The sequence below is a fragment of the Massilia eurypsychrophila genome (assembly GCF_002760655.1).
GTDB lineage: Bacteria > Pseudomonadota > Gammaproteobacteria > Burkholderiales > Burkholderiaceae_D > JAFCUW01.
The window spans coordinates 53091-78388 of record NZ_PDOC01000012.1; the positions used below are offsets into that span (position 1 = coordinate 53091).

At 64.7% G+C, this 25298-nt stretch carries 26 protein-coding genes and 1 riboswitch; of the genes, 16 read left to right on the plus strand and 10 right to left on the minus strand.

All coding sequences use genetic code 11. From position 1 onward, the window contains the following. Positions 1-38 precede the first annotated feature (38 nt). The 7 genes from htpX (at position 39) to bamC (ending at position 6238) form a co-directional block, all read left to right on the plus strand. A complete protein-coding gene (gene htpX, locus CR105_RS17885; protein ID WP_099790651.1) occupies positions 39-920 on the plus strand; it encodes a protease HtpX in 882 nt (293 codons plus the stop codon). 10 nt (positions 921-930) lie between these two features. Further along, complete coding sequence (locus CR105_RS17890) at positions 931-1551, plus strand: L-threonylcarbamoyladenylate synthase (RefSeq protein ID WP_099790653.1); 621 nt, start codon at positions 931-933, stop codon at positions 1549-1551. Between the two features lie 70 nt (positions 1552-1621). Continuing rightward, positions 1622-2275, plus strand: a complete 654-nt coding sequence (locus CR105_RS17895; protein WP_099790655.1) for a site-2 protease family protein — start codon at positions 1622-1624, stop codon at positions 2273-2275. A gap of 6 nt (positions 2276-2281) precedes the next feature. Beyond that, positions 2282-3484, plus strand: coding sequence for a tryptophan--tRNA ligase (locus CR105_RS17900; protein ID WP_099790657.1), 1203 nt, complete (start codon positions 2282-2284; stop codon positions 3482-3484). Then, positions 3484-4056, plus strand: coding sequence for a class I SAM-dependent methyltransferase (locus CR105_RS17905; RefSeq protein ID WP_099790659.1), 573 nt, complete (start codon positions 3484-3486; stop codon positions 4054-4056). Before CR105_RS17900 ends, CR105_RS17905 begins: the two co-directional genes overlap by 1 nt. Positions 4057-4116: 60 nt before the next feature. Further along, positions 4117-5001: a 4-hydroxy-tetrahydrodipicolinate synthase gene (gene dapA, locus CR105_RS17910; RefSeq protein WP_099790661.1), complete on the plus strand. Its 885-nt coding sequence runs from the start codon at positions 4117-4119 to the stop codon at positions 4999-5001. A gap of 61 nt (positions 5002-5062) precedes the next feature. Further along, a complete protein-coding gene (gene bamC / locus CR105_RS17915) occupies positions 5063-6238 on the plus strand; it encodes an NlpB/DapX family lipoprotein (protein ID WP_099790663.1) in 1176 nt (391 codons plus the stop codon). A gap of 201 nt (positions 6239-6439) precedes the next feature. On the opposite strand, the gene CR105_RS17920 is transcribed toward bamC, so the two are convergent. The 3 genes from CR105_RS17920 to CR105_RS17930 all read right to left on the minus strand — a co-directional run bounded on the left by CR105_RS17920 (position 6440) and on the right by CR105_RS17930 (position 8624). Then, entirely contained in the window at positions 6440-6709 is a 270-nt protein-coding gene (locus CR105_RS17920) for a hypothetical protein (protein WP_099790665.1), read from the minus strand. A 300-nt stretch (positions 6710-7009) separates the two neighbouring features. Beyond that, positions 7010-7489 (minus strand): DUF7931 domain-containing protein, encoded by a 480-nt coding sequence (locus CR105_RS17925; protein WP_099790667.1) that lies wholly within the window; start codon positions 7487-7489, stop codon positions 7010-7012. Between the two features lie 13 nt (positions 7490-7502). After that, positions 7503-8624, minus strand: coding sequence for a cupin domain-containing protein (locus CR105_RS17930; protein WP_099790669.1), 1122 nt, complete (start codon positions 8622-8624; stop codon positions 7503-7505). Between the two features lie 83 nt (positions 8625-8707). Here CR105_RS17930 and CR105_RS17935 point away from each other — a divergent pair, with 83 nt between their 5' ends. After that, entirely contained in the window at positions 8708-9250 is a 543-nt protein-coding gene (locus tag CR105_RS17935; protein ID WP_099790671.1) for an FKBP-type peptidyl-prolyl cis-trans isomerase, read from the plus strand. 64 nt (positions 9251-9314) lie between these two features. On the opposite strand, the gene CR105_RS17940 is transcribed toward CR105_RS17935, so the two are convergent. Both CR105_RS17940 and mutS read right to left on the minus strand, forming a co-directional pair. Next, complete coding sequence (locus CR105_RS17940; RefSeq protein WP_099790673.1) at positions 9315-10259, minus strand: hypothetical protein; 945 nt, start codon at positions 10257-10259, stop codon at positions 9315-9317. After that, the gene (gene mutS, locus CR105_RS17945) at positions 10259-12931 is read right to left on the minus strand and encodes a DNA mismatch repair protein MutS (protein ID WP_099790675.1); all 2673 of its coding nucleotides are present in this window, start codon (positions 12929-12931) and stop codon (positions 10259-10261) included. Before mutS ends, CR105_RS17940 begins: the two co-directional genes overlap by 1 nt. Positions 12932-13212: 281 nt before the next feature. Beyond that, positions 13213-13319, plus strand: a riboswitch (TPP riboswitch). A gap of 70 nt (positions 13320-13389) precedes the next feature. On the opposite strand from mutS, the gene thiC reads away from it, so the two are divergent. The 7 genes from thiC to CR105_RS17980 all read left to right on the plus strand — a co-directional run bounded on the left by thiC (position 13390) and on the right by CR105_RS17980 (position 19437). Then, positions 13390-15306: a phosphomethylpyrimidine synthase ThiC gene (thiC, locus tag CR105_RS17950; protein WP_099790677.1), complete on the plus strand. Its 1917-nt coding sequence runs from the start codon at positions 13390-13392 to the stop codon at positions 15304-15306. Between the two features lie 9 nt (positions 15307-15315). Beyond that, a complete protein-coding gene (thiS, locus tag CR105_RS17955; protein ID WP_099790679.1) occupies positions 15316-15519 on the plus strand; it encodes a sulfur carrier protein ThiS in 204 nt (67 codons plus the stop codon). A gap of 20 nt (positions 15520-15539) precedes the next feature. Continuing rightward, complete coding sequence (locus tag CR105_RS17960) at positions 15540-16328, plus strand: thiazole synthase (RefSeq protein WP_099790681.1); 789 nt, start codon at positions 15540-15542, stop codon at positions 16326-16328. After that, positions 16325-17116, plus strand: a complete 792-nt coding sequence (thiD, locus tag CR105_RS17965) for a bifunctional hydroxymethylpyrimidine kinase/phosphomethylpyrimidine kinase (protein ID WP_099790682.1) — start codon at positions 16325-16327, stop codon at positions 17114-17116. Before CR105_RS17960 ends, thiD begins: the two co-directional genes overlap by 4 nt. Further along, positions 17113-17727 (plus strand): thiamine phosphate synthase, encoded by a 615-nt coding sequence (thiE, locus tag CR105_RS17970; protein WP_099790684.1) that lies wholly within the window; start codon positions 17113-17115, stop codon positions 17725-17727. The genes thiD and thiE overlap by 4 nt, the downstream gene beginning before the upstream one ends. Before the next feature lie 4 nt (positions 17728-17731). After that, positions 17732-18991, plus strand: coding sequence for a D-amino acid dehydrogenase (locus CR105_RS17975; protein WP_099790686.1), 1260 nt, complete (start codon positions 17732-17734; stop codon positions 18989-18991). A 77-nt stretch (positions 18992-19068) separates the two neighbouring features. Continuing rightward, complete coding sequence (locus tag CR105_RS17980; protein ID WP_180288231.1) at positions 19069-19437, plus strand: NAD-binding protein; 369 nt, start codon at positions 19069-19071, stop codon at positions 19435-19437. A 734-nt stretch (positions 19438-20171) separates the two neighbouring features. On the opposite strand, the gene CR105_RS17985 is transcribed toward CR105_RS17980, so the two are convergent. After that, positions 20172-21152 (minus strand): aldo/keto reductase, encoded by a 981-nt coding sequence (locus CR105_RS17985; protein WP_099790690.1) that lies wholly within the window; start codon positions 21150-21152, stop codon positions 20172-20174. A 113-nt stretch (positions 21153-21265) separates the two neighbouring features. On the opposite strand from CR105_RS17985, the gene CR105_RS17990 reads away from it, so the two are divergent. Next, positions 21266-22162, plus strand: a complete 897-nt coding sequence (locus CR105_RS17990) for a LysR family transcriptional regulator (RefSeq protein ID WP_229413992.1) — start codon at positions 21266-21268, stop codon at positions 22160-22162. Here CR105_RS17990 and CR105_RS17995 read toward each other — a convergent pair. From CR105_RS17995 to CR105_RS18010, 4 genes are all read right to left on the minus strand, one after another. Beyond that, positions 22159-22647, minus strand: coding sequence for a hypothetical protein (locus CR105_RS17995; protein ID WP_099790692.1), 489 nt, complete (start codon positions 22645-22647; stop codon positions 22159-22161). The two genes, CR105_RS17990 and CR105_RS17995, sit on opposite strands and share 4 nt — an antisense overlap. 34 nt (positions 22648-22681) lie before the next feature. After that, the gene (locus CR105_RS18000) at positions 22682-24364 is read right to left on the minus strand and encodes an AMP-binding protein (protein ID WP_099790694.1); all 1683 of its coding nucleotides are present in this window, start codon (positions 24362-24364) and stop codon (positions 22682-22684) included. A gap of 121 nt (positions 24365-24485) precedes the next feature. After that, a complete protein-coding gene (locus CR105_RS18005) occupies positions 24486-24683 on the minus strand; it encodes a hypothetical protein (protein ID WP_099790696.1) in 198 nt (65 codons plus the stop codon). Between the two features lie 126 nt (positions 24684-24809). After that, the gene (locus CR105_RS18010; RefSeq protein ID WP_099790697.1) at positions 24810-25217 is read right to left on the minus strand and encodes an HI0074 family nucleotidyltransferase substrate-binding subunit; all 408 of its coding nucleotides are present in this window, start codon (positions 25215-25217) and stop codon (positions 24810-24812) included. Positions 25218-25298: the final 81 nt, after the last annotated feature.

The window sequence follows — 25298 nt, forward strand, 5'->3', positions numbered from 1 at the left end:
AGCCCTGCTGAGCGAGCATTTCTCGGAGCCTGTAGAAAATGAAACGCATCGTCCTGTTCCTTGCAACCAACCTGGCCGTCGTGCTGGTGCTGTCGCTCGTGCTCAATGTGCTGGGCGTGGGCAGGGCGGTCACCGGCGCCGGCATCGACGTCGGCGCGCTGCTGGTGTTTTCGGTGGTGGTCGGCTTTACCGGCTCGATCATCTCGCTGTTGGTGAGCAAGCCGATGGCCAAGTGGAGTACCGGCGCGCGCGTCATCGACAATCCATCGAGCTCAACCGAGCTGTGGCTGGTCAACACGGTGCGCCAGCTGGCCGATCGCGCCGGCATCGGCATGCCGGAAGTGGCCGTCTACGATGGCGAGCCGAACGCATTTGCCACCGGCGCCTTCAAGAACTCGGCGCTAGTCGCCGTCTCCACCGGTTTGCTGGAAAGCATGAGCCGCGACGAAGTCGAAGCCGTGCTCGGCCACGAAATCGCCCACGTCGCCAACGGCGACATGATCACGCTGACCCTGATCCAGGGCGTCGTCAATACCTTCGTCGTGTTCATGGCGCGCGTGGTCGGCTTCTTCGTCGACAAGGTACTGCTGCGCAATAATGGCGAACGCCTCGGCATCGGCTACATGGTCACCGTGTTCGTCTGCGAGATCGTGTTCGGCCTGCTCGCGTCGATCATCGTCGCCTGGTTCTCGCGCCATCGCGAATTTCGCGCCGACGCCGGCTCGGCCAAGTTGCTCGGCAGCCCGGTGCCGATGCAGCATGCGCTGGCGCGGCTGGGCGGCATTCCTCCGGGCGAACTGCCGCAGGGCATGAATTCCCTCGGCATTTCCGGCGGCAACACCGGCTGGGGCGCGCTGTTCGCCACCCATCCGCCGATGGAACAACGCATCGCCGCGCTGCAGAGCCTGCAGCTTCGATAACAGGAGTTACATGAGTCAGTTTTTCCAGATCCACCCGGACAATCCGCAGGCGCGCCTGATCAAGCAGGCCGCGCAAATCGTCGGCAGCGGCGGCATCGTCGCGCTGCCGACCGATTCCTGCTATGCGCTGGTGTGCCATCTGGATGACAAGGCGGCGGTGGAAAAGCTGCGCCGCGTGCGCGGCATCGACGACAAGCATCACCTGACCTTGCTGTGCCGCGACCTGTCCGAAATCGCCCAGTATGCGCGCGTCGACAACAAGCAGTTTCGCATGCTCAAGGCGGCCACGCCGGGTCCGTACACGGTGATCCTCGAAGCGACCCGCGAGGTACCGCGCCGGCTGTCGCATCCGTCGCGCAAGACGATCGGCCTGCGGGTGCCGGAGAACGCCATCGCCCAGGCGCTGCTGGCCGAACTGGGCCAGCCGCTGATCGGCACAACCTTGATCACCCCTGACGACGTCCTGCTCAACGACCCGGAAGAAATCCGCGAGCTGCTTGCCAAGCAGATCGACCTGATCATCGACGGCGGCGCCTGCTCGATGGAGCCGACCACCGTCATCGACTTCTCTGCCGACGAGCCCGTGCTGGTTCGCCAGGGCCGCGGCGACGCCGCCATGTTCGGCCTGTAAGCATTCCTCGTACCTCTCAACCTTTGCCCGCAAGGTCGGCCAACGACCTTGCTCTGATAGAATCGCACCCATGAACGAAATTATCTCGGCGATCTCCGTCTATGCACTGCCGGTCATCTTTGCCATCACCTTGCACGAAGCCGCCCACGCCTACGCGGCCAAGTATTTCGGCGACTCCACGGCCTACGCGGCCGGCCGCATGAGCATGAATCCGCTGCGCCACATCGATCCTTTCGGCACCATCGTGCTGCCGATACTGATGTATGCGTTCACCCCGTTCGTGTTCGGCTACGCCAAGCCCGTGCCGATCGACTTCAACCGCCTGCGCAATCCGAAAAAGCAGATGGCATGGGTGGCGCTGGCCGGTCCGGCGGCCAATTTCGTCATGGCGTTCGGCTGGCTGGTGCTGGCGATCGTGCTGACCGCGACCCAGGTCGGCGAAGCCTTCCCGCACAAGGTTGCGCACGCCGGCATCGTCGTCAACGTGCTGATGTTCGTGTTCAACCTGGTGCCGATTCCGCCGCTCGACGGCGGGCGCATCCTGACGAGCATGCTGCCGAACCGGATGGCGTATAAGTTCGCCAAGATTGAGCCGTACGGCTTTTTCATCGTGCTTGGCCTGTTATATTTCAACATCCTGAACTACTGGTTCTTGCCGATGAGCGCCGCCACCAAGTTCGTGCTGGGCGTTATCACCACCCCCATTTCTTTTCTGCTGAGATAACCGACCATGTATCCCGAACGTGTCGTTTCCGGTATGCGGCCAACCGGCTCGATGCACCTCGGTCACTACCATGGCGCCCTGAAGAACTGGGTCAGGATGCAGTCGTCGCAGCCGTGCCTGTTCTTCGTGGCCGACTGGCATGCTTTGACGACCCACTACGACGATCCGGCCATCATAGAAAAGAGCGTATGGGAAATGCTGATCGACTGGCTCGCCGCCGGCATCGATCCGTCCCAGGCAACGCTGTTCATCCAGTCGAAGGTGCCCGAACATGCCGAGCTGCACTTGCTGCTGTCGATGGCCACGCCGCTTGGCTGGCTCGAGCGGGTGCCGACCTACAAGGACCAGATCGACAACCTGACGAGCAAGGATCTGGCCACCTACGGCTTTCTCGGCTACCCGCTGCTGCAGGCGGCCGACGTGCTGATCTACCGCGCCAGCCAGGTGCCGGTCGGCGAAGACCAGGTGCCGCACATCGAAATGATGCGTGAGATCGCGCGCCGCTTCAATCATCTGTACGGCAAGGAAAAAGGCTTCGAGGAAAAAGCGATGGAGGCGGTGAAAAAGCTCGGCAGCAAGCGCGCCAAGCTGTACCTCGAACTGCGCACCGAATACCAGCAGGAAGGCAAGGACGCCGCGCTGGACCAGGCGCGCGCGATGCTCGACGACGCCCAGAACATTTCGATGATCGACCGCGAACGCCTGTTCGGCTACCTCGAGGGCAGCCGCAAGCTGATCCTCGTCGAGCCGCAGGCGAAGCTGACGGCGGCGTCGCGCCTGCCAGGGCTCGACGGGCGCAAGATGTCCAAGAGCTACGGCAACTCGATTGCGCTGCGCGAAGACAAGGCGTCCGTCACCAGGAAGGTGCGCACCATGCCGACCGACCCGGCGCGCGTGCGCCGCACCGACCCCGGCACGCCGGAAAAGTGCCCGGTCTGGCAGCTGCACCAAGTCTATTCCGACCCGGCCACCAAGGAGTGGGTGGTGAAGGGCTGCACCAGCGCCGGCATTGGCTGCCTCGACTGCAAGCAGCCGGTGATCGACGCCATCGTGCGCGAGCAGGAGCCGATGCACGAGCGCGCCCAGCAATACCTGGACGACCCGACCCTGGTGCGCGCGATCGTCGCCGACGGCTGCGACACTGCCCGCAAGCTGGCGCAGGAAACCATGCGCGACGTGCGCGAGGCGATGGGCTTGGCGTACTCGTGATGGCATCCCACGCGCAAACGCAAGTGTCAAACTGGGTCGCGCGTTTCGCGACGATCATTCCGCCCGGCGAAGTGCTCGACCTGGCGTGCGGCAGCGGACGCCACGCGCGCCACCTGGCCGCGCTCGGCCACCCGGTCACCGCGCTCGACCGCGACGCCGCCGCGCTGGCGCTGGCCGCCGGCCCCGGCATCACGACGATGCAGTACGACCTCGAAGCCGACGGCGCCGCCTGGCCGTTCGATGCCGGCCGCTTCGCCGGCATCGTCGTCACCAATTACCTGCACCGATCGCTGCTGGCGCAGATTGCGGCGAGCCTGCGCCCGGACGGCGTGCTGCTGTACGAAACCTTCGTCATCGGCAACGAGGCATTCGGCAAGCCGTCCAATCCCGCCTTCCTGCTGGCGCGCGGCGAACTGCTGCGCTTCGCCCAGGCGCACGGTCTGGCCGTGCTCGCTTTCGAGGATGGTTTCTCGGCCGCGCCGAAGCCGGCCATGCTGCAGCGCCTGTGCGCCGGCGGCGCCGATTTTCCGGCCCGGAACGCCGTTCTGGATGGCGTTTCTGGCCGAGAATGAACCATTCGGGCGGCCTATCCGCTACAATCAGGTTTTATTGACTATCACAGCCGCGAAATTATGATCAAGGGCAGCATAGTAGCAATCGTCACCCCGATGCACGAAAACGGCAGCCTGGACTTTCCAGGTTTGCGCAAGCTGATCGACTGGCACATCGCCGAAGGCACCGATGGCATCGTGATCGTCGGTACCACGGGCGAATCCGCCACCGTCAGCGTCGAAGAGCATGGCGAGCTGGTCAAGCTGGCCGTCGAGCACGCGAAAGGCCGCATTCCGATCATCGCCGGGACCGGCGGCAATTCGACCGACGAAGCGATCAAGCTGACGCGTCACGCCAAGGATGTCGGCGCCGACGCCACCTTGCAGGTGGTGCCGTATTACAACCGACCAAGCCAGGAAGGCATGTACCGCCATTTCAAGGCGATCGCCGAAGCGGTCGACCTGCCGGTGATCCTCTACAACGTGCCGGGCCGCACGGTGGCCGACATGTCGAACGAGACGGTGCTGCGCCTGGCCGCGATCCCGAACATCGTCGGCCTGAAAGACGCGACGGGCAACATCGGCCGCGCCGCCGAACTGCTGCGCCTGGCGCCGAAGTCGTTCGCCCTGTATTCCGGCGACGACCCGACCGCGATCGCGCTGATGCTGCTGGGCGGCGCCGGCAACATTTCGGTGACCGCCAACGTGGCGCCGCGCGCCATGCATGAGCTGTGCGCCGCCGCCATGAGCGGCGACATCGCGCGCGCCATCGAGATCAACAACCGCGTCATTCCGCTGCATGCCAAGTTGTTCGTCGAGCCCAATCCGGTGCCGGTCAAATGGGCAATGGCGGAGATGGGCCTGATGCCGGCCGGCCTGCGCCTGCCGCTGGCGCCGTTAGCAAGCGAATTCCACGACACCGTCCGCGCCGCCCTGCGCGAAGCGGGTGTCCTCCCACAGGCCTGAACCGCAAGGTTCGGGATTTATTTCTGACACCAGCTGCTCGCAGCTTTTACCCAGTTACGACATGACTATTCGCAAGACATTTACCCCTGCCGCCACCCGCGGCTTCATTCTTTCCGCGCTTATGGTCAGCCTTAGCGGCTGCGGCATGATCGGCTCGGTGATGGAGTCCGACAAGCTCGACTACCGCGCCGCCAAGAAGGCCGCGGCGCTGGACGTGCCGCCGGACCTGACGCAGCTGCAGAAAGACAACCGCTACGCCGTGCCTGACGGCCGCGGCATCGCCACCGCCTCGGGCTACCAGCAGCAAACCGCGGGCACCGCCGGCAGCGTCGGCGTGCCGGTGGCCACCGCTGGCAGCGCCATCGGCGTGGCCGGCAACGCGGCGGTTCGTGTCGAGCGCAACGGCAATCAGAAGTGGCTGGTGGTCAAGCAGTCCCCGGAGCAGGTGTGGCCGCAGCTCAAGCAATTCTGGAATGACGCCGGCTTCACCGTCGCCACCGAGTCGCAGGCAACTGGCGTGATGGAAACGGACTGGGCGGAAAACCGCTCGAAGATCCCGCAAGACATCCTGCGCCGCACGCTCGGCCGCGTGATCGATTCGGCCTACTCGACAGGCGAGCGCGACAAGTTCCGCACCCGCCTCGAGCGCGCCGCGGACGGCGGCACCGAGATCTACATCAGCCACCGCGGCGCCGAGGAAGTGCTGACCGGCCCGCAGAAGGAAATCACCGCCTGGACCGTGCGGCCGAACGACCCGGGGCTGGAATCGGCCATGCTGGCCAAGCTGATGGCGCGCATGACGGGCGCCACCGATGTGAAGACGACCGAGACGGTTGTCGCCAACGCGCCGGCGCAGCCGCAGCACGCCAAGCTGGTCGGCAGCGGCGCCGGCAGCTACGTCGAAGTCGATGAAGGGTTCGACCGCGCCTGGCGCCGTGTCGGCCTGGCGCTCGACCGGGTCGGCTTCACCGTCGAAGACCGCGACCGCGTCAATGGCGTCTATTTCGTCCGTTACGTCGATCCGGACGCGGCCGGCAGCACCGGCTTCCTGAAGCGCCTGCTGACGTTCGGCAGCGCCGCCGACAAAGAGAAGGAAGCGCAGCGCTATCGCATCACGGTCAAGGCCGACGCGAGCGGCGCGGCCAGCCAGGTGATGGTGCAGACCAACGACGGCAAGCCCGAAACGACTGGCGCCGGCAGCAAGATCCTGAAGCTGCTGGGCGACGAGCTGAAGTAACCCGGAGCGCAAGCCCACAAAAAAACCGGCCACTGGCCGGTTTTTTTACGCACCGAATCGTCGTTCTGGTGTCAGGTCTGACATTAAGACATTCACGCGTGAATGTCTTTATGTCAGACCTGACACCAGCTTTTAATGACATTCGCAAAAGCATCAGGCGTAAAAAAACCGGCCCGTAGGCCGGTTCTTCCATGAAACGAATTACTTGTTTGCAGCCGATGCAGCAGCCGACGCAGCCGAAGCAGCGGTCGAAGCAGCGTCGACAGCGGTCGAAGCAGCAACAGCAGCGTCAGCAGCAGCCGATGCAGCTACCGAAGCGGCAGCCGAAGCGTCGGTTGCAGGAGCAGCGACAGGAGCAGCTGGAGCGACTTCAACGACTGGAGCTGGAGCAACAACTGCTGGCTCTTCTTTTTTGCTGCAAGCAGCTAAAGCAACAGCCATCAGGGAGATGATCAGCAAAGATTTTTTCATGGGTTTTCCTTAATAATTCAAAAGTAGACAACGGTATTGCGATGAATAATTACCGGTAATTATCGCTCTTTAGGGAATTCTCGTTAGCTTTCATACCTGTAATGGTGCTTGACAGACAACGGAAACTTCCTAACCCGATATTATAGCGAAATTTGGTGCTTCGCAATAGGCGAAAGATGCTTTTATGGAAGTTTTTCGCTCACGACAAACCTCCATATTGTAACAAGACATGTATATATGATCAATTGATCAGTTTTCAACATCTTCCCCAAATATAATTCGGCGATCGCTATGGAAACACTACAGGCCTGTTGTGGTAGGGCTCAGGCAAGGGCGCGCTTCGAGCCAGATGCCACTAAAGCGTTCTGCGCTGATCTCGGTGGCGGCCGGCGTGTCGAACGCCGCTTCACCGCGCATGTGATCGCTGTGGAAGCGGCGCACGATGTGCACGCCGTCGCCGATGCAGAATGAATCGGTCAGATGGCGCAAGCCGCTGCCGGTGGCGCGGCATTCGATCTGGTGGTTGAAGTCGCGCAGCAGTCGCACGAAGCGCGGGTAGGAGCGCTCGATGTGCTCGCTGCGGTGCATCGCCAGCTGGATCGACCCGCCGCCGGTGAGGAAATGGCGCAGCGCCGCATCGACGTCGGCCAGCCCGAGCGGAAAGACGCGGAAATCCGGGTCGAACAGCTGCAGCGTCGCCTGCGAGCGCGCGATGCATTCGCGAAAGCGGGCGCCGAACTCGAGGTGCGTGCTGAAGCGGTGGGCAACGGACTGTTCCATGTCAGCGATTCCTTCAGGCCAGTTCGACCCAGCCGTCCTGGTACCAGGTGTACAGCGCTTCGATGACGTCGTCCGAGGCGCTGGCCAGCACGCTGCCGGCCAGCGTGCGGCTGTTGGCCAGCGTATCGAGCAACAGCTTGTCGGCGCGGCCGACGGCAAACGATTCGCCGTTGATGAACACGTGCTTGCCGCGGTACAGCATCTGCGTTTTCAGCGACAGCACCACGCCGCGCTTGGCCAGCGCCTCCATGAAGCGGCCCATCGTCAGCGGCTTGCTTGGCCCCTTGAAGAACACATTGTGCTTCGGCTCGGACAAGTGTTCGCCCAGGAAGATGGTGACGTCCTCCTCGGTGAAGCGCACCTTGTTGATTTCCTCGGTGATGGTGGCGAGCATGTGGCGCGGAATTTCTGCCGGCTTGTTCGACGTTTCCAGTTCCGGGTCGGCGTAGCGGCCCGGCAGGTCGATCGAATCGGCCATGAACTGCAGGAACGCTTCGCCCAGTTCCTGGTAGGACGGCGAGCGGAAGCCGATCGAGTAGGTCATGCATTCGCCTTCAGCGATGCCGTCGTGGGCGTAGTGCGGCGGCAGGTACAGCATGTCGCCCGGTTCGAGCACGAATTCTTCCTGTGCCTTGAAGTTTTTCAGGATCTTCAGCGGCATGCCCTCGACCAGCGACAGGTCTTTCTGCGCGCCGATGCGCCAGCGCCGCTTGCCTTGCGCCTGCAGCAGGAACACGTCGTACGAATCGAAATGCGGGCCGACCCCGCCGCCGTCGGTGGCGAAGCTGATCATCAGGTCGTCGAGGCGCGCATCGGGAATGAAGCGGAACTGGCGCAGCAGCGCGTCGGCGCGGGCGTCGTACAGGTTGGCGCCTTGCACGAGCATCGTCCATTGCTTGCGCGAGCGCTCAGGCAACTCGGCCAGCGGCCCGTGCTGCATATCCCACTCGCCGTCGAAGTGGGTGATCAGGCGCGACTCGATAAAGTTCTCGGTGGCCATCTTGGCCAGCGCGTCGAATGGCAACACCGGCTTGAAACCGGGGATGGCCTGGCGGATCAGCAGGGGTTTCTTGTGCCAGTAATCACGTAAAAACTGGGCGGGCGTGATGTCGCCGAGCAGGGGTATTTTTTTCATGCGTCATTATAACCATGCTTGTATGGGGTGGCGACGTGGTCGGAGGTATAATCTGCCTGCTAAAACAATGAAAGGATAGCACTATGAAGATTGCCAAGAACACAGTAGTCACGGTCAACTACAAGCTGTCGGACGCCCAGAACAACCTGATCGAAGACGGCAGTCAGCCCATGGTCTACCTGCACGGCGGATACGAAAACACGCTGCCGAAGATTGAAGAAGAGCTCGATGGCAAGGAAGTCGGCTATGCGTCGACCCTCCAGATCGAGCCGGACGACGCCTTTGGCGACTACGATCCTGCGCTCGTCAAGGTCGAGCCGCGCAATCGCCTGCCTGAGCCGCTCGAAGTGGGCATGCAGTTCGAAGGCATGCCCGATTCGGCCGACGCCGGCGACGATGCGATGATCTTCACCGTCACCGACATCGCCGACGACAAGGTCGTCCTCGACGGCAACCACCCGCTGGCCGGCATGGCGCTGCGCTTCGAACTGTCCGTCATCGACGTGCGCGCCGCAACGGAAGAAGAGATCACGCACGAGCACGTGCATGGTGCGCATGGCCATCATCATGGCGATGACGACGAAGGCGATGCCGGCGACGAGTTCCGTACGCACCCGGTGCATTGATTTTCCTGGGGTCTGACGGCGTCCCCGTCAGACCCCGGTGCGGCTGCTGGCATTCGCCGGAAAGCTACTTTTCGTCCGCTGCATTCTTCAGCGTAAACGGTGACCCCGCCCCAGGCGTCACTTTCACTTCCACCGCACCCGATCCCAGGCTCAGATGGCCCAGGTTGCCGCGCCATTCGATGTCCGGCGTGGTGTCGCTGTTGGCTGCCGAATCGATCAGCAGCACCTTGCCGTTGAATTTCTGCGCCAGCGTGGCGATCTGGCGGCGCGGCTCGTCGAAGCCGTCGCGCCGTGTCGAGGCGCGCCCGAGCAGGGCGCGCAAACCGCGCGGCTGCTCCAGCGCCTTCACGTCGCCCTCCGAAAACAGCACGATCGCTTCGCGCTTCTCGCGCCTGGCCATGGCGAACAGCCGGTTCAGCCAGAAACGGTTGGCCACCAGCCGGTCCTCGTACTCGCTGTTGCGGCCGGCCTCCGGACGAAAATGGTTGTTGTTGGCCGGCAGATTGACGGTGGCGTACAGCACGTCGCCCACTTCCCAGTGGGCGTTTTCGGCATAGCTGCGGAACTTGGCGCTGGCCGACAAACGCGTCACCGGCAGCTTGCGCGCGCCGAGCGAGGTCGGCTCGCTGAAGAACAGCTCGCGCAGGCGGTTCAGGCGTTCGATCGCGGCCGAGCGGCCGGTGCTGTTCTTGCATTCGCTCCAGTCGCTCGCGCCGGGCACGACGATCATCGGCCGCCTGGCGTCGTCGAACATCTCGCGCCGCCGCTCGTACAGTTTGTCGCTGCACGGCTCCTTCTCGCCCTTGATGCCGGTGACGACGACGAACGCCAGCGCCGACTCACTTTCGTCGGCAATCGCGCGCTTCAGCTTTGCCTCGTCGCCGCCGTTGTGGAAGCTGTGGCCGATGACGCCGAACTGGTGGCGGTCCGGATTCTTCGGCTCGGCCAGCAAGGCGCCGTGCACCGCCAGGGCCGCCACGGCAGCGGCGAACTGTAGGTAGCAAGCCATCACGCGGACAAGCGCTTGAGCTGGTACAGCTGGTCGAGCGCTTGGCGCGGCGTCAACGCGTCAGGGTCGATCGCCGCCAGCGCCGCCAGCAGCGCGCTGCCGGCCGGCGCGCCGTCGCCGGCGGTGTCGTCCTCTGCCGCCGGCTCGACGCAGGGCAGTGCGAACAGGTCCAGCTGCGGCGTCGTCGCCAGCGCCTGCGACTCGAGCCGCGCCAGATGCTTGCGCGCCGCCTTGATCACACCCTGCGGCACGCCGGCCAGCTGCGCCACCTGCAGGCCGTAGCTTTGCGAGGCGGGGCCTGGCTGCACCGCGTGCAGGAACACGATGCTGTCCTTGTGCTCGACCGCCGACAGGTGCACGTTGGCCGCGCTCGGGTGGCTCTCGGGCAGCTGGGTCAGTTCGAAGTAGTGGGTGGCGAACAGCGTGAAGCTGCGCGAGGCGTCGATCAGGTGGCGCGCGATCGCCCACGCCAGCGCCAGGCCGTCGAAGGTCGACGTGCCGCGCCCGACTTCGTCCATCAGCACCAGCGAATGCTCGGTGGCGCCGTTCAGGATCGCCGCCGACTCGGTCATCTCGACCATGAAGGTCGAGCGCCCGCCGGCCAGGTCGTCGGTGGCGCCGATGCGGGTGAAGATGCGGTCGACCGGGCCGATCGTGGCGCTGGCGGCCGGCACGTAGCTGCCGATGTAGGCCAGCAGCGTGATCAGCGCGACCTGGCGCATGAAGGTCGATTTACCGCCCATGTTCGGGCCGGTGATCAGCAGCAGCCGGCGCTCGTCCGAGAAGCAGCAATCGTTGGCGATGAAGCGTTCGATCTGGTTCTCCACTACCGGATGGCGGCCTTCGCGGATATCCAGGCACGGCTCGGCCACCAGCTGCGGCGCCGACCAGTTGTGCTGCAGCGCGTGGGTGGTCAAGGCGGTCAGGGTGTCGAGCTGCGCCAGGCCATGCGCGATCGTCTGCAAGGACGCGATGTGCGGCGCCAGGTCGGCCAGCAGCTGCTCGTAGAGCAGCTTCTCGCGCACCAGCGCCTTGTCCTGCGCCGACAGCGCCTTGTCCTCGAACACCTTCAGCTCCGGCGTGATGTAGCGCTCGGCGTTCTTCAGCGTCTGGCGGCGGCGGTAGTCGTCCGGCACCTTGTCGGTCTGGCCGTGCGTGACTTCGATGTAGAAGCCATGCACCTTGTTGTATTCGACGCGCAGGTTGGCGATGCCGGTGCGGGCGCGCTCGCGCGTTTCGAGGTCGACCAGGAACTGGCCGGCGTTTTCCGACAGGCCGCGCAGTTCGTCCAGTTCGGCGTCGAAGCCGCGCGCGAACACCCCGCCGTCGCGCACCATCGCCGCCGGCTCCGGCGCCACGGCGCGCGTGAGCAGGTCGAGGCAGGCGTCGGGCGTGGCCAGCGCGTCGTGCACCGCTGCCAGCAGGCTCGCTTCGCCGGCGATGAAGCAGTGCTGCACGCTGCGGCGCAGCGCCGGCAGCTGCTGCAGGCCATCGCGCATGCTAGCCAGGTCGCGCGGGCGCGCCGACAGCAGCGCGATGCGCGTGGTGATGCGTTCAATGTCGGGCACCTGGCCAAGCGTGGCGGCCAGGGCGCCGCTGGTGTCGCTGGCGGCCAGCGCGCCGATGGCCGCGTGCCGCGCGCGCGCGACGACCTGGTCGCGCCGCGCGTGATGGAGCCAGTGGCGCAGCATGCGCGAGCCCATCGCCGTGCGGCAGTGGTCGAGCAGCGAGAACAGCGTCGGCGACTCCTGGCCGCGGATGGTTTCGGTCAGCTCGAGGTTGCGGCGGGTCGCCGCGTCGAGCCCGATGAATTCGTTTTCCGATTCGGTCGACAGGCTGCGCACGTGCTGCAGGCCGCGTCCCTGGGTCGACTGGGCGTAGCGCAGCAGCGCGCCGGCCGCGCCGAACGCGGCGCCCAGGCCATCGGCGCCGAAGCCGGTGAGGGTGGCCACGGCCAGCTGGTCGAGCAGCGCCTTGTGGCCGCCGACGACATCGAAGTGCCAGTCCGGCACTCGCTGCGTGTGCGCCATCTCCTTGTCGGCGAACAGGTCACCGAGGTCGGCGCCGTCGCCGCGCAAAATTTCGGCCGGCGCGATGCGTTCGAGTTCCTGCTGCAGGCGCACGCCGACGGTGCGGCTGTCGCCCGAGAACTCCATCAGTTTGAGTGCGCCCGAAGCGAGCGACAGCCAGGCCAGGCCGGTGGTGACGATCTTGCGCTGGCTGATCATGCACACTGCCAGCAGCGGGCGTTCCGCTTTTTCCGGCAGCAGGTCGGCGTCCGTCAGCGTGCCTGGCGTGACGACGCGCATGACCTTGCGCTCGACCGGGCCCTTGCTGGTGGCCGGGTCGCCGATCTGCTCGCAGATGGCGCACGACTCGCCCAGCTTGACCAGCTTGGCCAGGTAGGGATCAAGCGAATGGAACGGGATGCCGCACATCTTGATCGGATTGCCGTTCGAGGCGCCGCGCGCGGTCAGCGTGATGCCGAGGATGCGGGACGCCTTTTCGGCATCCTCGTGAAACAGCTCGTAGAAGTCGCCCATGCGGTAGAACAGCAGCATGGTCGGGTAGTCGGCCTTCAGGCGCAGATACTGCTGCATCATGGGCGTGTGCTTTTCGCCCGCGCCGTTCTTGATGGCGGCTGCGTTGATTTCGGTAGGAACTGTGCTCATTTCTTCTTTATCGGTATGGCGCTGGCGGCCCGGGTCTATGCCGGCATTTTACCGCTTTCGGGCTGCTCAGCCGTTGAAACCGTTGAACGGGCGATGCGCGCCGAAGGAAATTGCCGAACATCAGCAACTGAGAGGCGAACGCCAAAACAGTCGAGTAGATCGGATCGCGCATTGTCAAATCGGCTTGACCATCAGCCGATAACCGCGGCGGCTTGGAAAAAAATTCGAAAGCTGTTGGCAAAGCGCTTCGACCGCGTATAGAATCAACGCTGCCGAACAATGGCAAACGCTAGGGGTCCTGCAAGTCGCGAACGCGATGCGCGGGTGAGAAACACCCTCTGAACCTGATCTGGATAATGCCAGCGAAGGGAAGCATAGTGACACCGGCCGCGCGCCGTCTCCCTACCCTCCTTTGCTGGCTCCTGCTCAATTGATCGAGAAGCTACGCAAGGAGCCACATGAACGCCATCACCCCGAAATTCCTTTCCGCCACCGCCGTGGTGGACGAAGCCGCAATCCGTCCTTTGCCCATGTCGCGCAAGATCCATGTCGAGGGCAGCCGTCCCGACATCCGCGTGCCAATGCGCGAAATCAGCCAGGCCGACACGTCAGATTCCTTTGGCGGCGAGAAGAACCCGCCGATCTACGTCTACGATACCTCCGGCCCGTACACCGACCCGAACGCCGCCATCGACATCCGCTCCGGCCTGGCGTGCCCGCGCACGCCGTGGATCGCTGAGCGCGGCGACACCGACGAGCTGCCCGGGCCGACCTCGGCCTACGGCATCGAACGCCTCGCCGACCCGACGCTTGCCGCGCTTCGCTTCAACCTGCACCGCAAGCCGCGCCGCGCCAAGGCCGGCGCCAACGTCAGCCAGATGCACTACGCGCGCCGCGGCATCGTCACGCCTGAGATGGAGTTCGTCGCGATCCGCGAGAACATGCGCCGCAAGGAGTACCTGGCAGAGCTGCAGGCATCGGGCCCGATGGGCAACCGCCTGGCCGAGCTGATGGGCCGCCAGCATCCGGGCCAGTCGTTTGGCGCCAGCATCCCGGCCGAGATCACGGCCGATTTCGTGCGCGAGGAAGTCGCCCGCGGCCGCGCCATCATCCCGGCCAACATCAACCACCCGGAAGTCGAGCCGATGATCATTGGCCGCAATTTCCTCGTCAAGATTAACGCCAACATCGGCAATTCGGCGGTGACCTCGTCGATCGGCGAGGAAGTCGAGAAAATGACCTGGGCGATCCGCTGGGGCGGCGACAACGTGATGGACCTCTCGACCGGCAAGCATATCCACGAGACGCGCGAATGGGTGATCCGCAACAGCCCGGTGCCGATCGGGACTGTGCCGATCTATCAGGCGCTCGAGAAGGTCAATGGCAAGGCCGAGGACCTGACCTGGGAGATCTACCGCGACACGCTGATCGAACAGGCCGAGCAGGGCGTCGATTACTTTACGATCCATGCCGGCGTGCTGCTGCGCTACGTGCCGATGACGGCCAAACGCCTGACCGGCATCGTCTCGCGCGGCGGCTCGATCATGGCCAAGTGGTGCCTCGCGCACCACCAGGAGTCGTTCCTGTACACGCACTTCGAAGACATCTGCGAAATCATGAAGTCCTACGACGTCTCGTTCAGCCTCGGCGACGGCCTGCGTCCCGGCTCGATCTACGATGCCAACGACGAGGCGCAGCTGGCCGAACTGAAGACGCTCGGCGAGCTGACGCAGCTCGCCTGGAAGCATGACGTGCAGGTGATGATCGAAGGGCCCGGCCACGTGCCACTGCACATGATCAAGGAGAACATAGACCTGCAACTCGAACAGTGCGGCCAGGCGCCGTTCTACACGCTCGGGCCGCTCACCACCGACATCGCTCCCGGCTACGATCACATCACGTCCGGCATCGGCGCCGCCACTATCGGCTGGTACGGCACCGCGATGCTGTGCTACGTCACGCCGAAGGAGCACCTCGGGCTGCCAAATAAGGCCGACGTCAAGGACGGCATCATCACGTACAAGATCGCGGCCCACGTGGCCGACCTGGCAAAAGGCCATCCGGGCGCGCAGATCCGCGACAACGCGCTGTCGAAGGCGCGCTTCGAATTCCGCTGGGACGACCAGTTCAATATCGGCCTCGATCCGGATAAGGCGCGCGAATTCCACGATGAGACGCTGCCGAAGGATTCGGCCAAGGTGGCGCACTTCTGTTCGATGTGCGGCCCGCATTTCTGCTCGATGAAGATCACGCAGGAGGTGCGCGAGTACGCCGCCAAACAAGGCATTTCCGACATCGCCGCCCTCAGGCAGGGGATGGAAGTGAAGTCGGTCGAATTCGTCAAGCGCGGCGCCGAAATCTACCAGAAGCTGTGAGGTGAGCCAATGACGCAGATTATTCTAAACGGCGCGCCGCACCAGGTCGCGCCGGGAGCAACCCTGACCGACCTGATGGAAGCGTTGGCGTTGCCGCACCAGGCGCTGGCGCTGGCGGTCAACCGCAACGTCGTCCCACGCCAGCAATGGCGCGAGCGCGGCCTGCAGCCGGGCGACCAAGTCGACCTGGTGCACGCCATCGGCGGCGGCTAACGAAATACGAAAGAGACCACATGAATGAATCGAACGAAGGACTGACAATCGCCGGCAAGACCTATCGATCGCGCCTGCTGGTCGGCAGCGGCAAGTACCGCAACCTGGCGCAGACCCGCGAGGCGACCGATGCGGCCGGCGCCGAGATCATCACGGTGGCGATCCGCCGCGTCAACATTGGTCAGGACCCCAGCGCACCGAGCCTGCTCGACGTGCTGCCGCCATCGCAGTACACCATACTGCCCAATACCGCTGGCTGCTACACGGCGAAGGATGCGGTCTACACGCTGCAGATGGCGCGCGAACTGCTGAACGGCCACAAGCTGGTCAAGCTGGAAGTGCTGGGCGACGAGAAGTCGCTGTTCCCACACATGCCCGAAACTTTGGTCGCTGCCGAAGCGCTGGTGAAGGACGGCTTCGACGTGATGGTCTACTGCAGCGACGATCCGATCCAGGCCAGGCTGCTCGAACAGATCGGCTGCGTCGCGGTGATGCCGCTGGCGTCGTTGATCGGCTCCGGCATGGGCATCCTCAATCCATGGAACCTGTCGCTGATCATCGAGCAGGCCAGCGTACCGGTGCTGGTCGACGCCGGCGTCGGCACGGCGTCGGATGCGGCGATCGCGATGGAACTCGGCTGCGACGGCGTGCTGATGAACACCGCGATCGCCGGCGCGCGCGATCCGGTGCGCATGGCGCGCGCGATGCGCATGGCGGTGGAGGCCGGCCGCGAGGCCTACCTGGCAGGCCGCATCCCGAGGCGGTTTGCGGGCTCGCCGTCATCGCCGATGGCTGGACGCCTCGCATGACATCGCGGCCGACCGTGCTGGTGTTCGCCGGCGCGGACCCGAGCGGCGGGGCGGGGATCGCCGCCGACATCCTCGCCATTGCGGCGCAGGGAGCACATGCGCTGCCGGTCATCACCGCGCTCACCGTGCAAGACAACGACCGCGTGTACGACGTGCTGCCAGTCGACAGCAGCGTGGTGCGCCGGCAGGCGCTAGCACTGATGAACAAGGTGGCGATCCACGCGGTGAAGCTCGGCATCCCGGGCAATCGCGCCAACGCCGAGGCGATTGTGGATCTGATTGGCCAACTTCGCCTGATCCACCCGGACCTGCCGGTGGTGCTGGACCCGGTGCTTGCCAGCGGCGCCGGCGACGCTCTGGCGCGCACCGATGCGCTCAATCCGCTGCTGGCGCTGGCAACCGTCGTCGTGCCGAATTTGCCGGAAGCGCGCGCCTTGTGCGCCGACGGCACCAACGTGGCCGAACAGGCCGCCAGTCTGCGAGCGCGTGGCTGCGCCAATGTTTTCGTCACCGGGGGCCACGCTGAAGGCGCACTGGTGGCCAACCGCTGGTTCGGCGATGACGGCGAACGCGTTTGGTCCTGGCCGCGTTTGCCAGGGGCGTTTCACGGCAGCGGCTGCACGCTCGCTTCCGCCATTGCGGCGCGGCTGGCGTGTGGCGACCGGATGGAACACGCGCTAGACACGGCGCAGCGGTTTTGCCATCGGGCGCTGGAAGCGTCGTTCGCCATCGCCGAGGGCCAACGCATTCCGCTGCGCTCCCATTTCACCCTTCAGAGGATTCCATGAGAGGGCTATATCTTGTCACACCCAACTGGGACGACACCGCCGCGCTGGTCGACGCCACCGCTCACGCCTTGCGTTCTGGAAGCGCCGCGCTGGTCCAGTATCGCCAGAAGACCGCAAGCCCGGAACTGCGGCGCGAGCAGGCCGTGCAGCTGCTGGCGCTGTGCCGGCGCCACGGCGTACCGTTCATCATTAACGACTTCATCGACCTGTGCCTGGAGCTTGACGCGGACGGCGTGCACGTAGGCGGCACCGACGCCTCCGTGACCGAGGCGCGCAAGCTGCTCGGCGCCGGCAAGATCGTCGGCGCATCGTGCTACGGTGACAAGCAGCTGGCGCTTGACGCCGCCGCCACTGGCGCGAGCTATGTCGCGTTCGGCGGCTTTTACGCGTCGAAAGTGAAGCAGTACCCGGTGACCACGCCGGCCGATATCGTCAGCTGGGCCAGGGCCGAGATCGCGCTGCCGTGCGTGGTGATCGGCGGGATGACGCCGGCCAACGCGGCGCCACTGGTCGCGCGCGGCGCTGACATGGTGGCGGCAATCAGCAGCGTGTATGGCGCGCCGGTGATGGAGGTGGCGATGCACGAATTCGCGCGGCTGTTCGCCGAATGAGGCAATGAAAGTCGTCGTATTGGGCGCCGGCGTGGTCGGCACGGCGTCGGCGTGGTACTTGCGGCGGGCCGGCCACGAGGTCACGGTGCTGGAACGCCAGCCCGGTCCCGCGCTGGAGACCAGCTTCGCCAACGGCTGCCAGATTTCGGTGTCGCATGCCGAACCGTGGGCCAATCCCGCCACCTTGCTCAAGGTCCTGGGTGACCTTGGCCGCGCCGACGCGCCGCTGCTATTTCGCCTGCGCGCCGATCCGCTGCAATGGCGCTGGTGCCTGCAGTTCGTGCGCGAATGCCGGCCGGCCCGGGTGGCGGCCAACCTTCGCAATATCGTCGCCATCGCCGACTACAGCCGGCGCAGCCTGCAGGCCTTGCGCGCCGAGACCGGGATCGAGTACGACAGCCTGGCGCGCGGCATCCTGCATTTTTATACCGATCAGCGGGAGTTCGACAAGTCTGCCCATGCGGCGGCCGCGATGCGCGACCTGGGCTGTCCGCGCAGGACGATCGGCGCAGACGAGCTGGTGCGCATCGAGCCGGCGCTGGCGGGCTTGCGCGCGCAGCTGGTGGGCGGCGACTTCACCCTCAGCGACGAGTCGGGCGACGTCTACAAATTCACGTCGAAACTGGCCTGCAAGGCGGCGGCTGCGGGGATCGACTTCCGCTACAACACGACCGTCACCCGCCTGCTGACCGAAGGCGGCAAAGTAAGCGGCGTCGAGATCATCGATTGCGAAGGCAGGCACCAGCCGCTGCGCGCCGACGCCTTCGTCATCGCGCTCGGCAGCTTTTCGGCGGCGCTGCTCGCGCCGCTGGGGATTGGGCTGATGATCTATCCCGGCAAGGGCTATTCGGCGACCTACCCGATCGTCGATCCTGATGCGGCCCCGACGGTGTCGCTCACCGACGACGGCCACAAACTGGTGATGTCGCGGCTGGGATCGCGCCTCCGGGTGGCCGGCACCTGCGAGTTAAACGGCTACTCGCGCACGCTCGATCCGGTGCGCTGCGACGCGATCACGCGGCGCGTGCGGGCGCTGTTCCCCGATGCCTGCGACTACGGCAGCGCCACCTATTGGGCCGGCTTACGGCCGCTGACGCCGTCGAACGTGCCTTACATCGGCAAGACGCGCTACGCCAACCTGTACCTCAACACGGGACACGGCACGCTCGGCTGGACCATGGCCTGTGGTTCCGGCCGCGCGCTTGCCGATATCGTCTCAGGGCGCCGGCCGGAAGTGGAATTCGCTTTCGCAGGGATGACTTAGCGGTCGGCCGCCTCGAATATTGGCCCCGCCAGCAGGCTCGGTTTTGATAAATGATATATATCGAAATAACAGTATCAATGGCTTTACGGGACCATTCCGTTTCAACAACAAAACCCGCCGAAGTGCATGGCCGCGCCGTGGAAGGCGTCTACTACCGGGTCTCGCCACTCGAAACGAAGCTGTGCCGCGGCGACGAAGCGATCGTGGTCGGCGGCGGCAACTCGGCGGGCCAGGCGGCGGTGTTCCTGGCCAGCCACGCAGCGCGCGTGCACATGGCGGTGCGCGGCGATGGCCTCGCCGACAGCATGTCGAATTACCTGTCGACCGCATTAGCGCGACGTCCCCCCATCGTCGTGCATGCGCATACCGAGATCACTGAACTGGAGGCAGACGAACACGGCGTCGCCCGCGTGCACTCGGTCAACCGCGGCGGCGGCATCGACTAGTGGCACCTCGTGCGCTGAGTGTTCCTGTTCGTCGGCGCCGTTCCGAATACCGGGGCTGGCCGACTGCGGCGTCATGCTCGATTAGAAAGGCTTCGTCCAAACCGGCGCAGTCGTGGCCCAGGTCCACGCCTTTTTCGCCCAGCAGGCCTGACCCTGTCCGGTGTGCGCTGGCACGGCGCCGACTGAGGTAGCCGGGCAGGACGCCGCATTACCACACATTGGATCTTGCGCTGGCCGCAGTGGGAGAGCCGCACAGCGACGTGGTGGCCGCGCTGCTGACTGAAAAGATGTAATTAAAAGGAACAGCTTGGTTATACAAAACTTCCCCTCGTTTTTATATGTCATTAATCCGATTAGGCATTATCCTGGATTAATAATGACAATAGGAAATTTACGAAGAAGTTACTAATTGGATAGATGTCGTTGTTTACATCAGATTATATTGTTGCATTTAATTTATTCTAATGCGTTGATTTTGAACGACGTTCAATATCGGGAACAGTTTGTGCTTTAGATGAAAGCACAACCAACTATATCTGATCGGAAATTATCAAAAAATTTACCTTTGGTAAGATCGCAGCCGCCGCTGCTTTATTACTCGGCGCAAGCGCCAGTCATGCCAGTCTCATTCTGGTCGCGCCAGAAAACTTTGGCGGCACGTCGCGCCGCAAGCGCGCCTGATCTTTGCGGTCAGCATGCGCCGGCGATCAGCGCCGGCGCAGCCTTGCTGACCGTTAGCGGTCGACCGTCGCCATCCGCGCTGCGTTGTAGCGCGGGCCGGCGACGTGGGACAGGGCGCCTTCGAGCTGCGCCATGTCCGCCACGCTGAGCGAGATGTCCGCGGCGACAACGTTTTCTTCCAGATAGGCGCGGCGCTTGGTGCCGGGAATCGGCACGATATCCTCGCCCTTGTGCAACGCCCACGCCAGCGCAATCTGTGCCGGCGTCACCCCTTTCGCCACACCCATGTCCCGCACCACCGACGCTGCCGCCATATTGGCATCGTAGTTGGCGCCCTGCAGGCGCGGGTCGAGGTGGCGGAAATCCGATTCAGGATACTCTTCGGCCCGTTTCGCGGTGCCGCTCAGGAAGCCGCGTCCAAGCGGGCTGAACGGTACCAGTCCAATGCCGAGCTCGCGCAGCACCGGCAACACGTCCGCTTCCAGATTCCGTTCCCACAGCGAGTACTCGCTTTGCAGCGCGCTGATCGGATGGACCGCGTGGGCACGGCGGATATTGCCGACGCCAGCTTCCGACAAACCGAGGAAGCGTACCTTGCCTTGCTGAACCAGGTCGGCCATGGCGCCGACCACCTCCTCGATCGGCACCTGCGGGTCGATCCGGTGCTGGTACAGCAGGTCGATGTAGTCGGTGCCCAGGCGCTTGAGCGATCCTTCCACCGCTTCCCGAATATGCGCCGGCCGGCTGTCGAGCCCGGTCCGGTCGTCGCCATCGAGCTTGAAACCGAACTTGGTGGCGATGACGACGTCGTGTCGCCGGCCCTGCAGCGCCCGGCCCAGCAGCAGTTCGTTGTCGTAAGGACCGTACACCTCGGCCGTGTCGAACAAGGTCACGCCCAGTTCGATCGCGCGGTGGATCGTGGCGATCGACTCGGCCTCGTCGGCGGGGCCGTAGGCAGTGCTCATGCCCATGCATCCGAGTCCCAGTGCCGAAACGGCCAGTCCGCTTGAACCCAGATTGCGCTGCTTGATCATCTTCTTCTCCTCAGTGTTAAGTGTGAAGCCAGTATCGTTTGATTTCGTTGTGTACACAATCCGGTTAAAATGCAAAGGATTGTTGATTTGAACGCAACGATGAGGGCGGAAACATGGAGATGTTGCGGGAAATGGCGATCTTCGCCCAGGTCGTCGACAGCGGCGGCTTTTCGGCGGCCGCGCGCCAGCTCGGCCTGACCACGTCGGCGGTCAGCCGCCACGTGTCGCGGCTCGAAGCGCACCTCGGCGGCCGGCTGTTGCAGCGCACCACGCGCTCGCTGGCGCTCACCGAGCTGGGCGGGCATGTGCATGCCGCTTGCGCGCGCATGCTCGGCACCGCGCGCGAGATCCATGCGCTGGCGGGCAACTACAGCGCGCGGCCGAACGGCGTCATCCGCGTCACCGCGCCGGTCGCGTTCGGCCAGCTGTGGCTGGCGCCGAAGCTGCCGGGCTTTCTGGCGCTGTATCCGGAAGTCGATGTGCAGCTAACCCTGGTCGACCGCATTGTCGACCTGATCGAAGACGGCGCCGACCTGGCTATCCGCATCACCCGCGAAGTGGCGCCCGGCCTGGCGGCGCGGCCGCTGTGCGCGATGCGCTACCTGCTGGTGGCGTCGCCCGGCTACCTGGCCGAGCACGCCGCGCCGATCACGCCGGAGGAGCTTGCCGCGCACCGCTGCAGCCACGTCGGCGCGCCGTTCGACGGCCCCTGGACGGTGCAGCGCGGCGACAGCGTGGTCAGCGTTAGCGTGCCGGCGCGCGTGACGATCAACAACAGCGCGGCGATCCTGGCGATGGTGGAAGCGGGCGGCGCCATCGGCCTGGTGCCCGACTTTACGGCGCGCGCCGCCTTGGCGGCAGGCCGGGTGGTGCAGGTATTGCCGGACTGGCGGTTGTGCGAACCGCATGGCGGCGCCGTGCACGCCGTCTATATGCCCGGCAAACACCTGGCGCTGAAAGTGCGCGCCTTTATCGACTACGTCGTCGCCGCGCACGCCGACGCCGGCTAGCCGGCGTCGCCTGGCGCTGCAACGCGGCGCAGTTCCGTTGCGATGAGCTTGCGAAGATTTACCTTGTGCATCTCGGCCGTGCGGCGGGCGCGCGCCAGCGCTTCGCCGCTGATGTCGATCTGCATCGGCGTGGCCGCAGGAAAAACCATCGACGGCGCCAGCAGCTGCAGCATGCGCCGCGTCGATTCGCCGCTGGCCAGCGTGGCCGCCAGTGTTTCCACCGGCTGGGTGATCGTCTCGAGCTGGTGCCATCGGGCGCGCTCGGCGACGACCTGCGCCATGTAGGTCGAGTGTCCCGTCATCGCCGCGACGCGCTCGACTTCGTCCATCGCTTCGGCCAGCGCGCCGAGCGCCGTTTCAAGCCGTCCCGCGGCGTCGAGGTAGGTGTTGGGTCCGGAGGAATCGTCTATGTCGTTCATGATCAGGTCCTTGCAGTGGATCGGGCTAGTATTGTGCGCCGCATGGCGCGTGGTGGACGCACGCATGCTCCCCGATGAGGCAGCCGGACCCGTGCACACATCAACCGGCGGCGGCGCTGCCCTCCTGTTCGATGACGGCGCGCCGCAGGATCTTGCCGACGTTTGATTTGGGCAGCGGCTCGTCGCGAAACACGACAATTTTCGGCACCTTGTAGGCCGCCAGGTTGGCCCTGCAATATTCGATCAGCTCGGCTTCGGCGAGCTGCGGGTCTTTGCGCACCACCACCAGCTTGACGACCTGGCCGGCGCGCTCGTCCGCCGCGCCGACGGCCACCGCTTCGAGCACGCCTGCGTGGGCCGCCACCACTTCCTCGACCTCGTTCGGAAACACCTTGAAGCCGGAGACGATGATCATGTCTTTCTTGCGGTCGAGCAGGCGCACGTAGCCTTGCTCGTCCATGGCGCCGATGTCGCCGGTGCGCAGCCAGCCGCCGGGCGCGAACACCTTCGCCGTTTCTTCCGGATTGTTCCAGTAGCGCTGCATCACCTGCGGGCCGCGCACGCAAATTTCGCCCGGTTCGCCCAGCGGCAGCGGCGTGCCGGCATCGTCGAGGATGGCAACTTCGGTCGACGGAATCGGCAAGCCGATGGCGCCGGTGAAGTGGCCCGCGTCGAGCCGGTTGGCGCAGACGATCGGCGACGTCTCGGTCAGGCCGTAGCCTTCGGTGACAGGGACGCCGAATCGCTGCTGCCAGCGCTCGGCCACGCTGCGCTGCATCGCCATGCCGCCGGCCACCGCCAGTTTCAGCGTGCCGCTGGCGGCGTCTTCCACGCCAGGCGTGTCGAGCAGCGCGCGAAACAGCGTGTTGACGCCGATGATGGTGCTCGCCTTGGCGTGCTTCATCTCCTTGATCAGTGCCGGCAGGTCGCGCGGGTTGGTGACCAGCACGTTGGTCGCGCCCAGCCGCATGAAGGCGAGCGTGCAGGTCAGCGCGAAGATGTGGTACAGCGGCAGCGGCACCAGCGCCACCTCGCGTCCGGGCGTGAGCACGCCGCGCACCCATGCCTCGGTCTGCAGCACGTTGGCCACCAGGTTGGCGTGGCTCAGCACGGCCGCCTTCGGCACGCCGGTGGTGCCGCCGGTGTATTGAAGCAGGGCAGTGTCGGCGCCATTGATGGGCAACGCCGACATATCCGATACGGCGCCGGCGCGCAGCACGTCGTTGAAGTCGAGCGCGCCGTCGATGTGCCATTCGGGCACCATGTGCTTGACGTGGGCGACGACGAAATTGGTCAGCAGCGCGCGCGGCAGGTGCAGCATGTCGCCGACCTTGGTGGTGATGACGGTGCGCACCGAGGTCGACGGCAGCACCTGCTGCACGATGTGGGCGAAGTTTTCCAGCACCACGATGCAGGTGGCGCCGGAGTCGACCAGCTGGTGCAGCAGTTCGCGCGCGCTGTACAGCGGGTTGGTGTTGACCGCAACGCAGCCGGCGTGCAGCGTGCCGAACAGCGCGATCGGATATTGCAGCAGGTTCGGCAGCATGATGGCGACGCGGTCGCCTGGCTGCAGGCCGGCCTTGTGCCGCAGGTAGGCGCCAAACGCGCGCGCCTGCTGATCGAAGCGCCGGTAGGTCAGGGCGGCGCCCTGGTTGGCGAAAGCGTCGCGGTCGGGCCAGGCGGCGACCGACGGCGCAACCAGCGCCGGCAGCGACGCAAACGCGGCCGTGTCGACCTCGGCCGGCACGTCGGGCGGGTAACTGCGCAGCCAGGGTTTTTCCATGAGGCCACCTCGGGTAGATCGGCACGCGCACGCACCGTACCAATCTACCTTGCGCCACCGGCGCGGCCGCCACCTGATGCACATCAATCGAGCGTGGCGCGCTGGCCGAAGCCGTCCGGACCTACCACTCGAGCGGCTGCTTGCTCATGTTCAAGTTATCGTGGCGGCGGCGTTGGCGTTTTAGCGAAGTTGGAGTTGCCGGCGCCTTCGGCGTGGCGGTGCGGCGGTCGGCCGGCGAGCGTGCCGTCGGGCCGCGCCGCACCGTCGACTCGGCGGTGGCGTGGTAGTCGGTAGTTGATTCTAAGGAGAAATCCAGCATGGCAGCCTCCAAGGAAATAAGCTGCATTCAGGATAGGGCGGCGCCGGACAGGAGATACTGAGCGAACCCAAGCGTAGTGGCCGATGACCGTTGCGGACAAGCCGAATTGTTCTGCGTTCGAAGGCGTTATTTGTCGGCCGTGTGCAACTCGAGCGATACAGACAGCTGGCGGAACATGTCGATGTAATGCTTGTCGATATGCTCGACAATGTCGTCCGCAGTCGCCTGATTGTAGGTGAGTGAGCCGCGTTCCTTGTCGGTCAGCATCGCCATCCAGCCGTCGCCGTCAGCGATTGACTGGCGTCTGAACGCCTCGAGTGCGGTGTCCCGCACGCCAATTAAACCAGTAACGCCTTGGACGGTGAGATAGTCCCTCAAGGAGTTCCATGCAAGCTCGTAAGTGAGTTCAAACGAATTGACAAAGCCCAGCTTCTCGAGCCGCGACAATTGGCGTTGGCCGCTGAGCTGGTCGGCTTCTTCGAGATGGCCGAGCGCCTTTTTAAAATTTCTGAAAGCGCTGTGTCCATGGAGTATTGGCGGGCATCATTTGGGCGGGTCAACTTCAAAGACCATGCCCAGATCGTACGCCAGTCTGAGGTGCTGACCCGCCACGAT